Genomic DNA, 14,133 nt, shown 5'->3' with positions numbered 1-14,133 from the left:
CATTATATGAAAGCACCAGAAAATTATCATGATTTTGAGAAAGACATATCCGGTTGCGGTGTGTTCGGTGTAATCAGCAAGAGACGCGAATGTATTCCCGGTGATATTCCTATCAGGGCCATGAGTTGCATGCATGATCGTGGTAACGGGCTGGGCGGCGGTTTTGCGGCTTATGGAATCTATCCTGATCTGGCTGATAAATATTGTCTGCAATTGCTTTGCGATAACCAGCAGGCACTTGATAAGGCTGAAGAAATCATTAAAAGATTTTTTGATGTTTATGAAGCTGAACCGATAAGGACCAGGAAGGTGCTGACTATCTCTGACCCGCCTGTGGTCTGGCGTTTTTTTGTTTACCCCAAAGAGTTGCGGACCCAGTCCCATTTCAGCGGAGGAAGCGAGTCGGATTATATCGTCGGCGTGGTCATGATGATCAATAAAGAGGTGCCGGGTGCGTTCGTTCTTTCCAGCGGTAAGAATATGGGTGCTTTCAAGGGTGTCGGTTATCCGGAAGATATTGCGGAATTTTACCGCCTTGATGAATATGCAGCCTATATCTGGACCGGGCATAACAGGTTTCCGACCAATACGCCGGGCTGGTGGGGCGGGGCGCACCCGTTTACCATTCTGGATTGGTCCATTGTGCATAACGGGGAAATCTCATCGTATGGTATCAACAGGCGGTACCTTTGTACCCACGGGTATGAATGTACCATGAATACCGATACGGAAGTTGTTGCATATTTAATTGATTTATTGATACGTAAACACGGTTTGAGCCGAAAACTGGCTTCGTCTGTTTTTGCACCTCCTTTCTGGGAGGAAATCGAAAAAATGGATGAGCCGGAGAAAAAGCTTTACAGCGCACTTAGAACCACATACGCAAGTGCAATGTTAAATGGTCCGTTTGCCATTTTGGTGGCGGATTCCGATAGCTTGTGGGGATTAAATGACCGTATCAAACTGAGGCCCCTCGTGGTTGCCCGGAAGAATGACCGGGTATTCATGTCCAGCGAGGAAAGTGCTATTCGGTTGGTCTGTCCTGATCTTGACGAGGTCTGGATGCCCAAGGCCGGGGAACCGGTAATAGTTCAGGCGGACGGGTGCTGATATGACAGGACCATTTAAGATAGATGCTACCGATATGGATTACCGCAGGCTCAATGAGATCGTGCGGGAAAATGTTCGCAACGGAATTGATGAATTCGTTCTCGACAATGTTGTAGGACAAAGGTACATAGCTACAGCCTTTAAAGGGAATTTGACTTTCACAGTCAACGGCACGCCCGGTCAGGACATGGCTTCTTTTATGAAGGGGCCGAAAATTGTTGTGAACGGCAATGTGCAGGACGGAACCGGAAATACCATGGATGACGGTCAGATCGTGATCAAGGGGATTGCTGGGGATGTTCTGGGATACGCAATGCGCGGCGGAACTATTTACGTTCAGGGCGATGTCGGGTATCGGGTAGGAATCCATATGAAGTCTTATATGGATCAGCAGCCAGTGATTGTCATCGGCGGTAAGGCCGGTGATTTCCTTGGTGAATATATGGCCGGAGGAGTGATTTTACTTCTTGGCATGTTTTCTGGTAAACCAGATGCTCCCGTCGCGGGAATGTCGTTGGGGACCGGGATGCACGGCGGAGTAATCTACGTGCGCGGAAATGTTCCCGAAGATATGGTCGGCCATGAAATAAAGGTTGAACCCGCGGATAAAGGCGATCTTGAGGCAATAGCCGAGATTGTCAGGGATTATTCAGAGGAAATCGGTGTGGATGCGGCAACCATAATGGCTTCAGACTTTATGAAGCTTTTGCCTCGGTCACACCGTCCGTACGGGGATATGTATGTTCCCGTGTAATAGGCGGATTGTTTTATTCGTACACAGTCTTTTCAGGAGGACGTAATGTTTTTTGCAGATGTCGCACACGCGATGGGTGCAGCCGGACAGCAGGCCCAGGGCGGGCCTATGGGCGCACTTGGCTCTTTTCTCCCCCTCATTCTCATGTTTGCAATTTTCTATTTTCTGCTCATCAGACCGCAGCAGAAAAAAGCCAAAGAGCACAAAGCCATGCTGGATGCTATCCAGAGGGGTGACCGTGTTCTTACCGCAGGCGGTATCTACGGCAGAGTAACTGCTGTGGACGGCGATGAGCTGACTGTTGAGCTTGCTGAAGGCATGCAGGTCAAGGTTGAGAGATCTTTTGTTTCCAACCTCGCCAACCCTGCTAAAAAAGTAGAAAAGAAAGATAAATAATCTTTTTGTGTAGTGAAGCCTATAAGGCAAGTCACTTTTCGGGATAGCCCGTAAGTGCTTGCCTTTTTAGTGTTTTTGTAACCTATCCTAGTTGAATTTATAAAGGGAGAGGAGATGAACGGGAGTCTTCGTTGGAAAATAGTTCTGACCCTGCTTGTTGTCGTGTTTGGAGTTTCTTACCTCCTTCCTTCACTGCCTGCGGTTCAGAATTCGGGAATGGCTCGCTTCCTGCCTGATGACAAAATCAGTTTGGGACTTGACCTTAAGGGCGGTATCCACCTCACACTCGGTGTTGATATGGATAAAGCCATGGATAACAACCTTGCTCGTATGGGAGACGATCTTAAAGCCGTTGCCCGCGAGGAAGGTGTAATTGTTTTGAAGCCCACAGTGCTCAAGGGTGAGAGAATCGAAGCGGTTCTTCTCAAGGAAGCCCAGAAGGAAAAACTTGAAAAGATTGTTAAGGATACCTTCGGCAACCTTACTATCCTCAGCACAGCAGTGAAGCCTGACGGCAAAGTCACTTACGTTTTTGCTCCCACTCCGGAATACAAAAAGTACCTGACCAAGCTGACTATGGATCAGGCAATTAAGACCATCCGTAACCGTATTGACCAGTTCGGTGTGGCTGAGCCGGATATCCGTAGACAGCAGGGCAACCGCATTCAGGTGCAGCTGCCCGGTATGCAGGATCCCGAAAGAGCTATCAAAATCATCGGTAAGACCGCCCACCTCGAGTTCAAGCTCGTGGACGACGTTGCTGATCTTGAAAAAGCGCAGAAGGGCATTGTTGCCCCCGGTCGTGAAGTTACTGTCATCATGCACAGGCTACCCGACGGCTCTTATATTGAAAAGCCTATTGTTCTTAAGAAAGACGCCATGCTGACTGGTGAATATATCACCGATGCTCAGACTCGTTTTGACCAGTTCAACCAGCCTTACGTAACCTTGAACTTCAACAGCAGGGGCGCAAGAATTTTTGAACGCGTCACTGGTGAGAATATCAAGAAGCGTATGGCTATCGTTCTGGACGGAAAAGTTTATTCCGCACCGACCATTCAGGATAAGATTGCAGGCGGACGTGCTTCCATTACCGGTAGTTATACTACTGAAGAAGCACATGACCTTGCTATCGTCCTTCGCGCCGGTTCACTGCCCGCTCCGGTTAAAATCCTTGAGCAGAGAACAGTCGGTCCTTCCTTGGGACAGGAATCCATCGACAAGGGAATTTCCGCAGCAATCGTAGGTAGTGCCCTGGTTCTGGTCTTCATGTTCGTATATTACGGCTTTGCAGGATTTGTTGCTGACGTGGTGCTGGTGCTCAACGTTATCCTGATTCTTGCAGGTCTCGCAGCTTTTGGTGCAACCCTGACTCTTCCCGGTATCGCAGGTATTATCCTGACTATCGGTATGGCTGTTGATGCTAACGTCATCATCTTCGAACGCATACGTGAAGAACTCAGAAGGGGACTCACTGCCAAGGCCGCTATTGTTGAGGGCTACAGCAGGGCGACCCTGACTATTCTGGACGCAAACATCACAACTGTGATTGCTGCGGTTATTCTTTACCAGTTCGGTACCGGGCCGGTGCGCGGTTTTGCGGTAACTCTTACTCTGGGTATTATTACCTCTATGTTTACCGCTATTTTCGTTACCCGCATCTTGTTTGATCTTTACACCTCCAAGCGTGCCGCTGATGCGCCGCTGAACATTTAAGGAGAGTGAATAAATGGGATTGCAGATAATTAAACCCGATACCAAGATCGATTTTATCGGATTCAAGACCAAAGCATTCATCATTTCCGCTGTGCTGATTCTTCTCGGACTCGGCTCGCTGATCATGAACGGTGGTCCCAAGTACGGCATCGACTTTGCCGGCGGTATTGTGGTTCAGGTTAAGTTTGATAAAAAAGTAGAAGTAAAGGCCGTTAAAGCTGCTCTCAAGGAAGCCAAGCTTCCCGGACTGGTTGTCCAGAGCTTCGGCCATGATGATGATAATGAAATCCTGCTCAGGACTTCTTCTTCCGATATCAGTTCCTCAGAAGTTAGGGACAGAATCTCTTCCGGACTTGCGTCCGGTATGGATGGTACCGGTTTTGAACTCCAGCGTCTGGAAATGGTTGGTCCTAAAGTCGGTGCAGACCTGCGTACCAAGGCTATCGAAGCCCTGTATTTTGCAGTTCTCCTGATTGCCATCTATATCTCCGGCCGTTTTGAGCAGCGCTGGTTTGCTGCGGCAATTATGGCCGGTGGCCTTTTCGGCGGAATCACTTTGCTGCAGATGCTCGGTATGTCCACCACCGTACTTATTTTCGGTGCACTGTTCATTACTATCGGTTTGTGCTGGTATCTGAAGTTGAACTACGCTTTGGGTGCTATTGTCGCACTTATCCATGACGTTTTGATTACTGTGGGCATCTTCTCCCTGCTCGGCAAGGAGTTCGACCTGACCATCATCGCAGCACTGCTGACCATCATCGGTTACTCCCTGAACGATACCATCATCGTTTTTGACCGTATCCGTGAAAATCTGCATGGCAAAATCAGTGATTGCCTTGCTAATACCATCAACATCAGTATCAACCAGACTCTTAGCAGAACCATCCTGACTTCCGGCACAACCCTGCTGGTTGTTGCAGCTCTGTTCGCTCTGGGTGGCGGCGTTATCCACGATTTCGCCCTCGCACTGCTTATCGGTGTCGGCGTCGGTACTTACTCTTCAATCTTTGTTGCCAGCCCCATCCTTCTCGGATTTGGCCCCAGCAAAATTGAAAACGATGTGGAAGAAGCTGAAGCAGCATAGTTTCAAGCGCTTTCATACTGCTTATTCAAGCGGGAATGGTTTTGGCCGTTCCCGCTTTTTTTGTATGAATTTATTGAGGATTAATATTGTGGTGTCCTTATGTTAATTTTGTTAAGTGGGAAGGAATCGTTCTTGGATTAACAGCATGAATTTGTCATTGTTCTTTTAAGGAGTTGTTTTGCACAGCCCATTCTTTTTTCTGCATATTCCCAAAACAGCGGGGACAACTTTAAATCATATCTTTGCTGCTAAATTTCCCGAAGAAACAATCTGTTCTGTATACACAAAAGAAGAGAATGAGTTTCTGAAAAAAATCAGTGCCGAAGAATTGGATCGTATTAATCTTGTTCAAGGGCATATTTTTGTGCATGACTTTGATGAATTTTTTTCCGGTTTTTTAGGTAAATATGCATTTACATTTCTTCGAGAGCCTGTGGCGCGGGTTGTCTCCGAATATAACTTCTTGCGCACTTGGCCTGAGAATCATCTCTACAGATATTTGAATGACGAGAAAGTCTCATTGATAGAGTATGTAAGCAGTCTACGACCTGAGCTCATATATAGAGGCAAAAATTTAATGACCAGGTCTCTTTGCGGTGCTGTTGAGGATGGCAGAAGCATGCTTGAGAGGGCAAAGGATAATTTACAGAGATTGTATCTTTTCGGAATCACAGAGCGATTTGATGAAAGTCTGCTAATGCTGAAAAGGATGATGAATCTTGAGAATGTCTTATATGAAAAACATAATGTCAGAAAGAAACGGAGCACTGTAACAGAGGAAGAGCTTGATGTTATTCGCGAGTATAACTGTCAGGATATTGAACTTTATGAATTTGCCTCATGCCTTTTTGAACAACGTGTTAATGATATGGGTGATGAATTTAAGAATGAATTATCTTTTTTCAAAAAGATGAATGAACGTTATCAGCGTATAGCTAATCTGCTTATGCAGCAGACTGCCGATGATGATAAAGATTTTATATATGGAAAATAATTTTAAAATATCAGTATATTTTTTGGATAATCGCTAGTCCTCAGGGTTTAAATTTCGGTTTTATTAAAATTATTGCAAATTATTACGATAAGCGTATGTATCCGTAAGGGGATGGCGGCAATAGGTCGTCATATTTAAGTTCTGGTGTCTTTATGTTCCGTTCTTAGTCCTTTGTGCTTGTCTCTTTTTACCTGTCTGCATCTTTTCTATTCATAGCCTTATCAGGCCTTGCTCCTGCTTCCTTTGCGGAATGCGGGATTTCTTTGTTTTATTATTTAAGGAGATAATTTTGAATACTAAGATGATCGGTGCAATCAGTGTGGTTGCAGGGACCTCTATCGGTGCTGGTATGCTCGGACTGCCCATTACACTAGGGAATTTAGGGTTTGCAACCGGGGCAAGTGCGCTTGTCTTTATGTGGATTGTCGCTGCGTATTCCGCATTGATGCTTCTTGAAATCAACCTTGAGTTTGGACAGGGGGTTAATTTCAACTACATGACGGGTAAGATTCTTGGTCGCACCGGGCAATTGATCGGAACCGGGAGCGTTTTCTTTTTGTTGTACTGCCTGATTGTTGCTTATTTGAGCGGGCTCGGAGGTCTTGTCTCCAATGCAACAGGAATTGATCCCCGCACGGGGACCATTGTCTTTACTGCTATAAGTATTGTGATACTTGTCGCCGGAACCCACTTTGTAGTGCAGGCAAACAAGTTTCTTTTCATAGTTATGCTGGTGGCAATGCTGGCTAGTTTTGTGGCTTTAGGCGGACATATGGATTTGAGTTACCTGAAACAGGGAGATCCTACTCCCGGCGCGTTGTTTGTTACCTTTCCGGTGTTGATCACTTCGTTTGGTTACCATGTCTGCATTCCGAGTATTGTGACTTATATAGGTGAGGATAAGAAGAGTCTTATCCGAATTCTGATTGTTGGCGGAGCCGTTCCGAGTCTATGTTATTTTTTCTGGCTTTTACTCTCTCTTAGCAGCACGACTCCTGAGCAATTGGCGGCAATGACCAATGTAGATGCCTTGGTAGAATTAATCAGCGGTGGAATCGGTTGGGTCAAGACAGTTGTTTCTGTTTTCGCGGCACTAGCTCTCATAACTTCATTCTTTGGGGTCTCATTGAGTCTTTTTGATCTGGTTGCCGAGACGTTCAAGCGAAAAGATACCAATATGGGGCGTATCGGGACCGGGCTGATTGTCTTTGTTCCGCCGCTGATAGCTTCTTTGCTGGCTCCGGACGGATTTATTGCTGCTCTTGCCCATGCCGGGGCTGCTTTTACCGTTATCGCAGTTTTACTTCCGTGTATTATGATCTGGAAAATGCGCGCAGCAGGATTGAATCAGAAGTTCAGGGCCCTTGGCGGGAGGCCGGCAATTGTTGCCAGTTTTCTATGCGGGGTAGCGATTATTCTCGCCAATTACGTTCATGCATAAAAAAATAAGGGGCCCGTTTGAGGCCCCTTTTTGATATTTAATACCGGAAGATCCAAGGAAGAACGAGGACTGAGAAACCGGTCCAGATTGCGTAGCAGGGTAGGTAGCGGGCAAGCATGGTTTCAATATCATCCAGCGTTCCCCTTCCTGCGTGATAGCGCACGTATCCTGCTCCCATAAATGCAAGGTTTCCGAAGACGACCAGGTTTGAGCCGAGTACACTGAAGCGGTTCGCTGTCAGTCCGAATTCAAAAATGCGCCAGCCGATGGCGCATATTCCTAAAAGGTCAAGAATAACCGTCGCTACAACCATGAGGCTGATAATCGAATTAGCCAATTTTCCGGATTCTTTTTCGCCTCGTCCGGTCAGGGTGAATATGGCTGTAGCCAGCACGGTTAATAACAGTATGTTATACGTAAGAAGGGTCTCACGGTCCTGAAATAGTTCATCTGTATTCCATGCCATGGCTCCCATGTAGCCTAAAATCAGTATCAGTAATAATGGTGAAAATATCCTGGCCAGCAATGGAACCAGCTTTCTGGCAGCTGAATATGTGTCTGTGGCCCAAGCTGCCACCAGCGGGATAGATGCGGCTCCGTATATGGCCAGATCTTCAATTATCCATGAGCTGTCTATGTTCAGCATGTCCAGCAGGCCAAATGTCAGTAGAAGTAGTATCCCCCCTCCCAGGAAGAAAAGTCCGGCATGAATTATCCATTCCCCGCTGAAGCGCAGGTATTCAATGCGTTGTTCTGTTGCTCTCCAGTCTTTATTGAAACGACTGAGTCCGTATAGCGACCAGATCAGGAATGGCAGGTTCAGGCATGACAATGCAAAGGTGTCGACCCATTTTTCAGGAGTAAAGTGCATTGCTATGGACAGAACAATGATGGCGCCAAGTCCGGTTGCAGTGATTTTCCGGGGCCAGCCGCGCATGTGCATGGTATATAAAAACATAGCTGTCAGCGGAACTAGTGAGCCCATCCAGCCTAATATTTCGTAGTTATCCAGATTGGTCCAATCCGGAAGTTTCAATATTGTCCCGGCAATAAAGCAAAGAAGTAGCATTGCCGTCAGATCAGTGACGGATAGAGTAGCAGTTGCAGGTGCGGAGTATTCCAGCCGTGCCTGCCATGCCCGAAAAAGAATTGAATCTTTCTGATCAGCAAATGCTTCCTGATAGCTTTTTTTAAAATGTTTAGGGTTATCGCGATAGATTTGTTCCAGTTTCTCTGGTTCCGTAATGGATTCTTTGATTTTATGATCAATGCCCATGGTTTCCCCTCTGCGGTATATGTAATTTAGGATCAGTTATGATTGTTGTTAAATTATTCGCAAGATGAACATTTAGTCAATATATGCTGTATAAATGTAGTTTTTATTTTGCAGTGTATTTTGGTCTTGTATTATTTTTGTTTCGATTAAAATTTAATGTAGTAAATGTGTTTTGTAGTAAATTATAAATGTGTTAAAGAAATGTGTTGATGCTGTTTTACAACAATTTTATTTAATATGCCAAAATAGATATAATAAAAAATTATGTGCTTAGGGGGATATAATTTAAAATCTTTGACAAGAGTGTATGCAGGTATATAATCGGTGTACTTATTAACACAACGGATTTATTTAAGAACGAAGGTTGATTTTACTAATTTTTCAAAATTTATAGGTGGTTATCATGCCCAGAATCCTAAGAATCAATACCCGTACCAAAGAATTCAAATTTGAAGAACTCGGCGATTACGCTGGTCTCGGCGGACGCGCCCTGACTTCCAGAGTCGTAAACACTGAAGTTCCCGGCGACTGTCATCCTCTTTCTTCAGAAAACAAGCTCGTATGGGCTGCCGGTATCCTCGCTGGTTCCGGTGCTGCCAACTCCGGCAGACTCTCCTGCGGCGCCAAGTCTCCTCTGACCGGCGGTATTAAAGAAAGTAACTCCGGTGGACAGTTCGCACAGGTTCTGCCCCGCCTCGATATTCAAGCAATTATTTTCGAAGATAAGCCTGAAATGGATGCTCCTTTCTCAATCGTAGAAATTTACGCTGACCGCGTAGAATTCAAGGATGCTACCCCCATCGTAGGCATGGACAACTATCCCGCACACGAAGAACTGAAAAAACTTTACGGTGACAAAGCTGTTACCGCTCTGGCAGGTCCTGCCGGTGAGCAGTGCCTTGCTGCATCCACCATCCAGTTCTCTGATCCTCATCTGAATCCTGCTCGTTCCGCAGGTCGTGGCGGCATGGGCGCGGTTATGGGCTCTAAAAAGGTCAAGGCTGTTGTTCTTGATCCTGAAGCCAAAGGCCGTATCACTCCTGTTAATGAAGAGGCTTTCAAGGTTGCCCGTAAACGCTGGCTTGAAATTCTTATGGGTCACCCCGTAACCAGTGAAGGTCTGCCCGCATTCGGTACCGCTATCCTCGTTAACATCATTAACGAAGCCGGCGCGCTGCCCACCAAGAACTTCCGTTACGGTCGTTTTGATGACGTTGCTGACATCTCCGGTGAAAAAATCGCTGAAGTTATCGAATCCCGCGGCGGTAAAACCAAAGAAGGTTGTCACACCGGCTGTGTTATCCAGTGCTCCCAGCGTTACAATGACAAAGACGGTAACTACCTGACTTCCGGTTTTGAATACGAAACCGTTTGGGGCTTCGGTGCAAACTGCCTGATCAACGACATCGACGATATTGCCTCCATGGACCGTATCTGCGACGAAAAAGGTATCGACACCATTGAAATGGGTTGTACCATGGCTGTTGCAATGGACGGCGGTGTCCTTAATTGGGGTGACAGTAAAGCCGGTATCGAGCTGCTCAAGAAAGTCGGTTCTTCCGATCCCATGGGCCGCATCATCGGTAACGGTGCAGACTTCGCAGGTCAGGCTTTCGGCGTAGACCGTATCCCCACCGTTAAAGGTCAGGGGCTGCCCGCATACGATCCCCGCTCCGTAAAGGGTGTCGGCGTTACCTACGCTACCACTCCCATGGGCGGTGACCACACTGCAGGTTACGCTGTTGCTACCAACATCCTTAAAGTTGGTGGTGATGTTGATCCTCTTTCCAAGGAAGGCCAGATCGAACTTTCCAAGAACCTCCAGATTGCTACTGCAACTATCGACGGCCTCGGCCTCTGCTTGTTCGTAGCTTTCGCTGTTCTGGATACCGAAGATGCAGTTCAGTGCATGTGTGACCTCGTTGCCGCAACACACGGTATCGAATTCACCGCAGATGACTTCATCGCACTCGGCGTGAACACCCTTAAGGATGAACTTGAGTTCAACCGCAAGGCCGGTTTCACCAAGAGTGATGACCAGCTGCCCCGTTTCTTCAGCGAAGAAAAGCTTGAGCCCCATAACACTGTATGGGAATACACTGTTGAAGAACTTCAGGCTGCTAAAGTCTAAGGTTGCATAAGATAAAATGAGTTAAGCCCGGTTGAGAATTTCTCAGCCGGGCTTAATTATTATGTGTCTTTGCTTACCTAAGCTGCGTTGTCTTTTTCAAGAAGTGCATGAATTATATTCCAGAGGATTAGTCCGGCCAGTATTCCGCATAAACGGGTAATTGGCGGTTGCAGTTCTGTCCCCGGTCCCAAGCCTTGTACGAGAGTTAAGGTTAGGGCTATGCCCCCTTGTAACCCCATATATGAGCAACGTGGATCTCCATGGTCGATGTAGGAAAAAATGAAAATCAGGACCCCGTAAGCAGCTCCCCAAGTTATGAGATAATGTCCGGCAGGGCTGCCGAGTAAAAGCAGTCCGATGCTTCCTCCTGCCATGCAGCCCAGCAAACGTAAAATTCCTTTACGCCATGACTGCATTGGGTCCGGCTGGAGTAGAATCAGCGAGGTTACTCCTATCTGTAACACTCCCGGCAGGTCCAGCCATTTCCAGATCAGCGGCACTGAAACCATGGCTAGGGCAAGACTTATGGCCTGCTTGACAAGCTCTGACTCCTGAGCAGGGGAGATCATGCTACCAGCAAGAGCATCTGTGGGATTGGCTGATTCCGGAGGGTCAGGGTTGATAATTGCGCTCATGATGATGGCCATTATTGTTCCAAGGCTGATTTCAAAAGTGCGGTAAAAAGCGAAATTGAATATTGATTGCGGTATTACCAGTCCGGCAATGGATAGCAGTACTACCATGAAACCGGCCATTCCCCATGCATAACTGTCCCAGCCTCTGGTATTGGATACAATTACCGTAGCGATAGAAGTAAAGAAGATGATGCACAGGATGGCAAAGACATTATCAATGAACGTTCCCAGCATAATTAAAGCCAGTACGCAGCCGCCGATTGTTCCGGCAATGCGCAGTAATCCTTTAATGAGGGAAGCGTCATAGCTGGAACGGGAAACCACCAGTGCTGAAATTCCGGCCCAATACGGTTTGTCCAGATTCAGCCAATTGGCGATCAGCACTGCCCCCAGCGCGGCAATGGCTGTTCCCAGTGCACAGCGGGCCTGTTCTTTATTGAACTCTTGCAACTCCTTTGCGAGACCTTGCTTGAATTCTTTGAATACTATGGTGGCGTGCATTGCTGACCTCAATAAAAAACAACAGTTCGGGCATCGGAGCCGCTGAGCAGCCTTGCTCCTTGCGGATTCCTGATTTGGATGCGGACCGGGAATCGGCGGGACAGCCTGATCCAGTTTGTCTTTGGCTCTACATATGGCAGCAGCTTTTCTGAAACCGGGCTGCGGGAAACTCCGCGGGCCACTCCTTGAACTTCACCTTCGAAAAAATTCCATGGATAATTATCCAGATGCACTGTTACGTGTTGTCCCGGTTTGATGTGTCGGACCAGTTGTTCACGGTAGTTTGCAATAACCCGCCAGTCTTCGTCTGAGACTACAGCCATGATTGGCTGGCCTGTTTTTGCGTAGTCTCCGGGCTTGATGTTCAATGCGGTGATAAAGCCGTCTACAGGAGCATAAAGTCTGGTGTGTTCAATTTGGAATTCTGCCATGTCCAATTGAGCCTGTGCATGACGAACATCGTGTGTCTGGCCCTGCACGGACGCCTTGGCTTCATCAACTTCTGATTCTGCTTCCCTGTGTTTATCCAAAGCCTTGCGATAGGCTTCCAGTTTTTCGTCATAAATTTGTCTTGATACGGTTTTCAATTTGATCAATTTACGAAACCGTTTTTCTGTCGTTTCGGCCAGTATGAGGGCTGCTTCACTTTCTTTGAAGATCGCTTCTGCTGCATTCAGATTTTTCTTTTGTGCTTCGAGTTTTGATTCAGCTTGATTCAATTTTGCTTGTGAGCTGTTGAGGTTGATTTGAAATGGTGTAGGGTCGATGACCGCAAGCAGCTCGCCTTTGCTTACCTGCTGGTTGTCTTGTACGGGAACAAGCTGAATATGTCCTTCCACTCTCGGTGCCATACGGATTATGTCTGTTTCCAGATATGCATCATCTGTGTAGGCAGCAAAATAGGTTGAAATCCAATATAAAAAGAGAAGGAACAAGGCTGCGAAAAGCAATTTGAATACGGTTTTACGGTTCATAGTTGTCCCTTGAAACAAGCTGTCTCTGATTTTGTTTGAGAGTTAAGTGTATATCCGAGTATAGCACAGCAACAAAAAAACGGCACCTCTCAACCGTAATGGTTGTGAGGTGCCGTTGTATATCTTGATGTGTTGTTGCCGCGTTACATCATCATATAATATTTACGTAGCATTTCCAGCGGGTAAGGCGAATCCCAATGGTTGGTGAACTTGGCAGCTGCATAGTAGACCAGCAGGATCACCAGCGATCCGGCAGCGATCACATACCACGGCAGTTTTACCCTGCTTAAGCGGTCTGTGACGTTCAGGCAGCCGTCCACCGGGCAAGCGTTGATGCATTGGGTGCAGCCTACACACTCCGGTGAATTAATGGTTTGCTTGATGTCCACTTCGATTCCGCCGGGACAGGCCTTGTTGCATTTCCCGCAGCTGATGCATTTTTTTTCATCACGTTTCACTGCAATGGGAGATACCTTGGCGATGATGCCCAGCAGTGCCCCGTAAGGGCAGAGGAAGCGGCACCAGAAGTAGGGAATGAAGATGCCCAGCACTAATATTGCCCCGATAATCAGGGCTGCAGTCATGCTTATGTCGGTAAAGAAGAGCATCATTTTTGCTTCAGCTGTGAAGTTGTACGGAGAACGGATAAAGGCTTCCAGTTCGCGTCCGCCCATTTTGAAAACGGCTATTACAAAAAAGGCTAAGGCAATGTATTTGGGGATCAACATCCCGAACTCAATATTACCTTTGACGGTTATGATTTTACCGATCCTGCGTCCAATCTTATTGAGCAGGTTGTGGATGAATCCCACCGGGCAAAGATAACCGCAGAAACCTTTGCGCATGATCAAACTCATGATCAGAACCGCAATAAAGATGGTCAGTCCTGCAGGATGGACTTCATCGAATATGCCTTTAGTGAAGAGCTGTTTCAGGGAAAGCAGGGCGCTGATTGGCAGGAATCCTTCAACTGCGCCGGGCTTGGTCACGGCAATGTCTGAATTGCCGATCATCCATTGGTAGAAAAGATAAAAGCGGTATCCCACCCAGATGCAGAACAGAGTCATGGCGCACTGAATGGAATCCCGCAGCAGTTCAGGGGATATTTTTTTCATTTT

The 14,133-nt window shown here is 46.9% G+C and carries 12 protein-coding genes; 8 read left to right on the top strand and 4 right to left on the bottom strand.

Features of this window, described 5'->3' with window-relative positions; genetic code table 11:
* Positions 1–6 precede the first annotated feature (6 nt).
* The 7 genes from ACKU40_RS07435 (at position 7) to ACKU40_RS07405 (ending at position 7,498) form a co-directional block, all read left to right on the top strand.
* On the top strand, positions 7–1,110 hold the full coding sequence (locus tag ACKU40_RS07435) for a glutamine amidotransferase family protein (protein WP_320175881.1): 1,104 nt from the start codon (positions 7–9) through the stop codon (positions 1,108–1,110).
* 1 nt (position 1,111) lies between these two features.
* Positions 1,112–1,864 carry a hypothetical protein gene (locus ACKU40_RS07430; protein WP_320175880.1) on the top strand — a complete coding sequence of 251 codons (753 nt, stop codon included), beginning with the start codon at positions 1,112–1,114 and terminating at the stop codon, positions 1,862–1,864.
* 45 nt (positions 1,865–1,909) lie between these two features.
* Positions 1,910–2,260, top strand: coding sequence for a preprotein translocase subunit YajC (yajC, locus tag ACKU40_RS07425; protein ID WP_320175879.1), 351 nt, complete (start codon positions 1,910–1,912; stop codon positions 2,258–2,260).
* A 114-nt stretch (positions 2,261–2,374) separates the two neighbouring features.
* Positions 2,375–3,976, top strand: coding sequence for a protein translocase subunit SecD (gene secD / locus ACKU40_RS07420; protein WP_320175878.1), 1,602 nt, complete (start codon positions 2,375–2,377; stop codon positions 3,974–3,976).
* Between the two features lie 13 nt (positions 3,977–3,989).
* A complete protein-coding gene (gene secF, locus ACKU40_RS07415; RefSeq protein ID WP_320175877.1) occupies positions 3,990–5,063 on the top strand; it encodes a protein translocase subunit SecF in 1,074 nt (357 codons plus the stop codon).
* Between the two features lie 178 nt (positions 5,064–5,241).
* A complete protein-coding gene (locus tag ACKU40_RS07410) occupies positions 5,242–6,057 on the top strand; it encodes a sulfotransferase family 2 domain-containing protein (RefSeq protein WP_320175876.1) in 816 nt (271 codons plus the stop codon).
* 289 nt (positions 6,058–6,346) lie between these two features.
* Positions 6,347–7,498: an aromatic amino acid transport family protein gene (locus tag ACKU40_RS07405; RefSeq protein WP_320175875.1), complete on the top strand. Its 1,152-nt coding sequence runs from the start codon at positions 6,347–6,349 to the stop codon at positions 7,496–7,498.
* 37 nt (positions 7,499–7,535) lie between these two features.
* On the opposite strand, the gene ACKU40_RS07400 is transcribed toward ACKU40_RS07405, so the two are convergent.
* Positions 7,536–8,774: a hypothetical protein gene (locus ACKU40_RS07400; protein WP_320175874.1), complete on the bottom strand. Its 1,239-nt coding sequence runs from the start codon at positions 8,772–8,774 to the stop codon at positions 7,536–7,538.
* Positions 8,775–9,177: 403 nt separating this feature from the next.
* Here ACKU40_RS07400 and ACKU40_RS07395 point away from each other — a divergent pair, with 403 nt between their 5' ends.
* Positions 9,178–10,905: an aldehyde ferredoxin oxidoreductase C-terminal domain-containing protein gene (locus ACKU40_RS07395; protein WP_320175873.1), complete on the top strand. Its 1,728-nt coding sequence runs from the start codon at positions 9,178–9,180 to the stop codon at positions 10,903–10,905.
* A 77-nt stretch (positions 10,906–10,982) separates the two neighbouring features.
* Here ACKU40_RS07395 and ACKU40_RS07390 read toward each other — a convergent pair whose 3' ends face one another.
* From ACKU40_RS07390 to ACKU40_RS07380, 3 genes are all read right to left on the bottom strand, one after another.
* Entirely contained in the window at positions 10,983–12,041 is a 1,059-nt protein-coding gene (locus tag ACKU40_RS07390) for an FUSC family protein (protein ID WP_320175872.1), read from the bottom strand.
* A gap of 8 nt (positions 12,042–12,049) precedes the next feature.
* Positions 12,050–13,015: an HlyD family secretion protein gene (locus ACKU40_RS07385; protein ID WP_320175871.1), complete on the bottom strand. Its 966-nt coding sequence runs from the start codon at positions 13,013–13,015 to the stop codon at positions 12,050–12,052.
* A gap of 143 nt (positions 13,016–13,158) precedes the next feature.
* Positions 13,159–14,130, bottom strand: coding sequence for a 4Fe-4S binding protein (locus tag ACKU40_RS07380; protein ID WP_320175870.1), 972 nt, complete (start codon positions 14,128–14,130; stop codon positions 13,159–13,161).
* Positions 14,131–14,133: the final 3 nt, after the last annotated feature.

This window comes from Maridesulfovibrio sp. (assembly GCF_963666665.1).
GTDB lineage: Bacteria > Desulfobacterota > Desulfovibrionia > Desulfovibrionales > Desulfovibrionaceae > Maridesulfovibrio.
The sequence above is the reverse complement of the archived record's forward strand: the minus strand, read 5'-3'. Positions and strand labels throughout refer to the sequence as shown.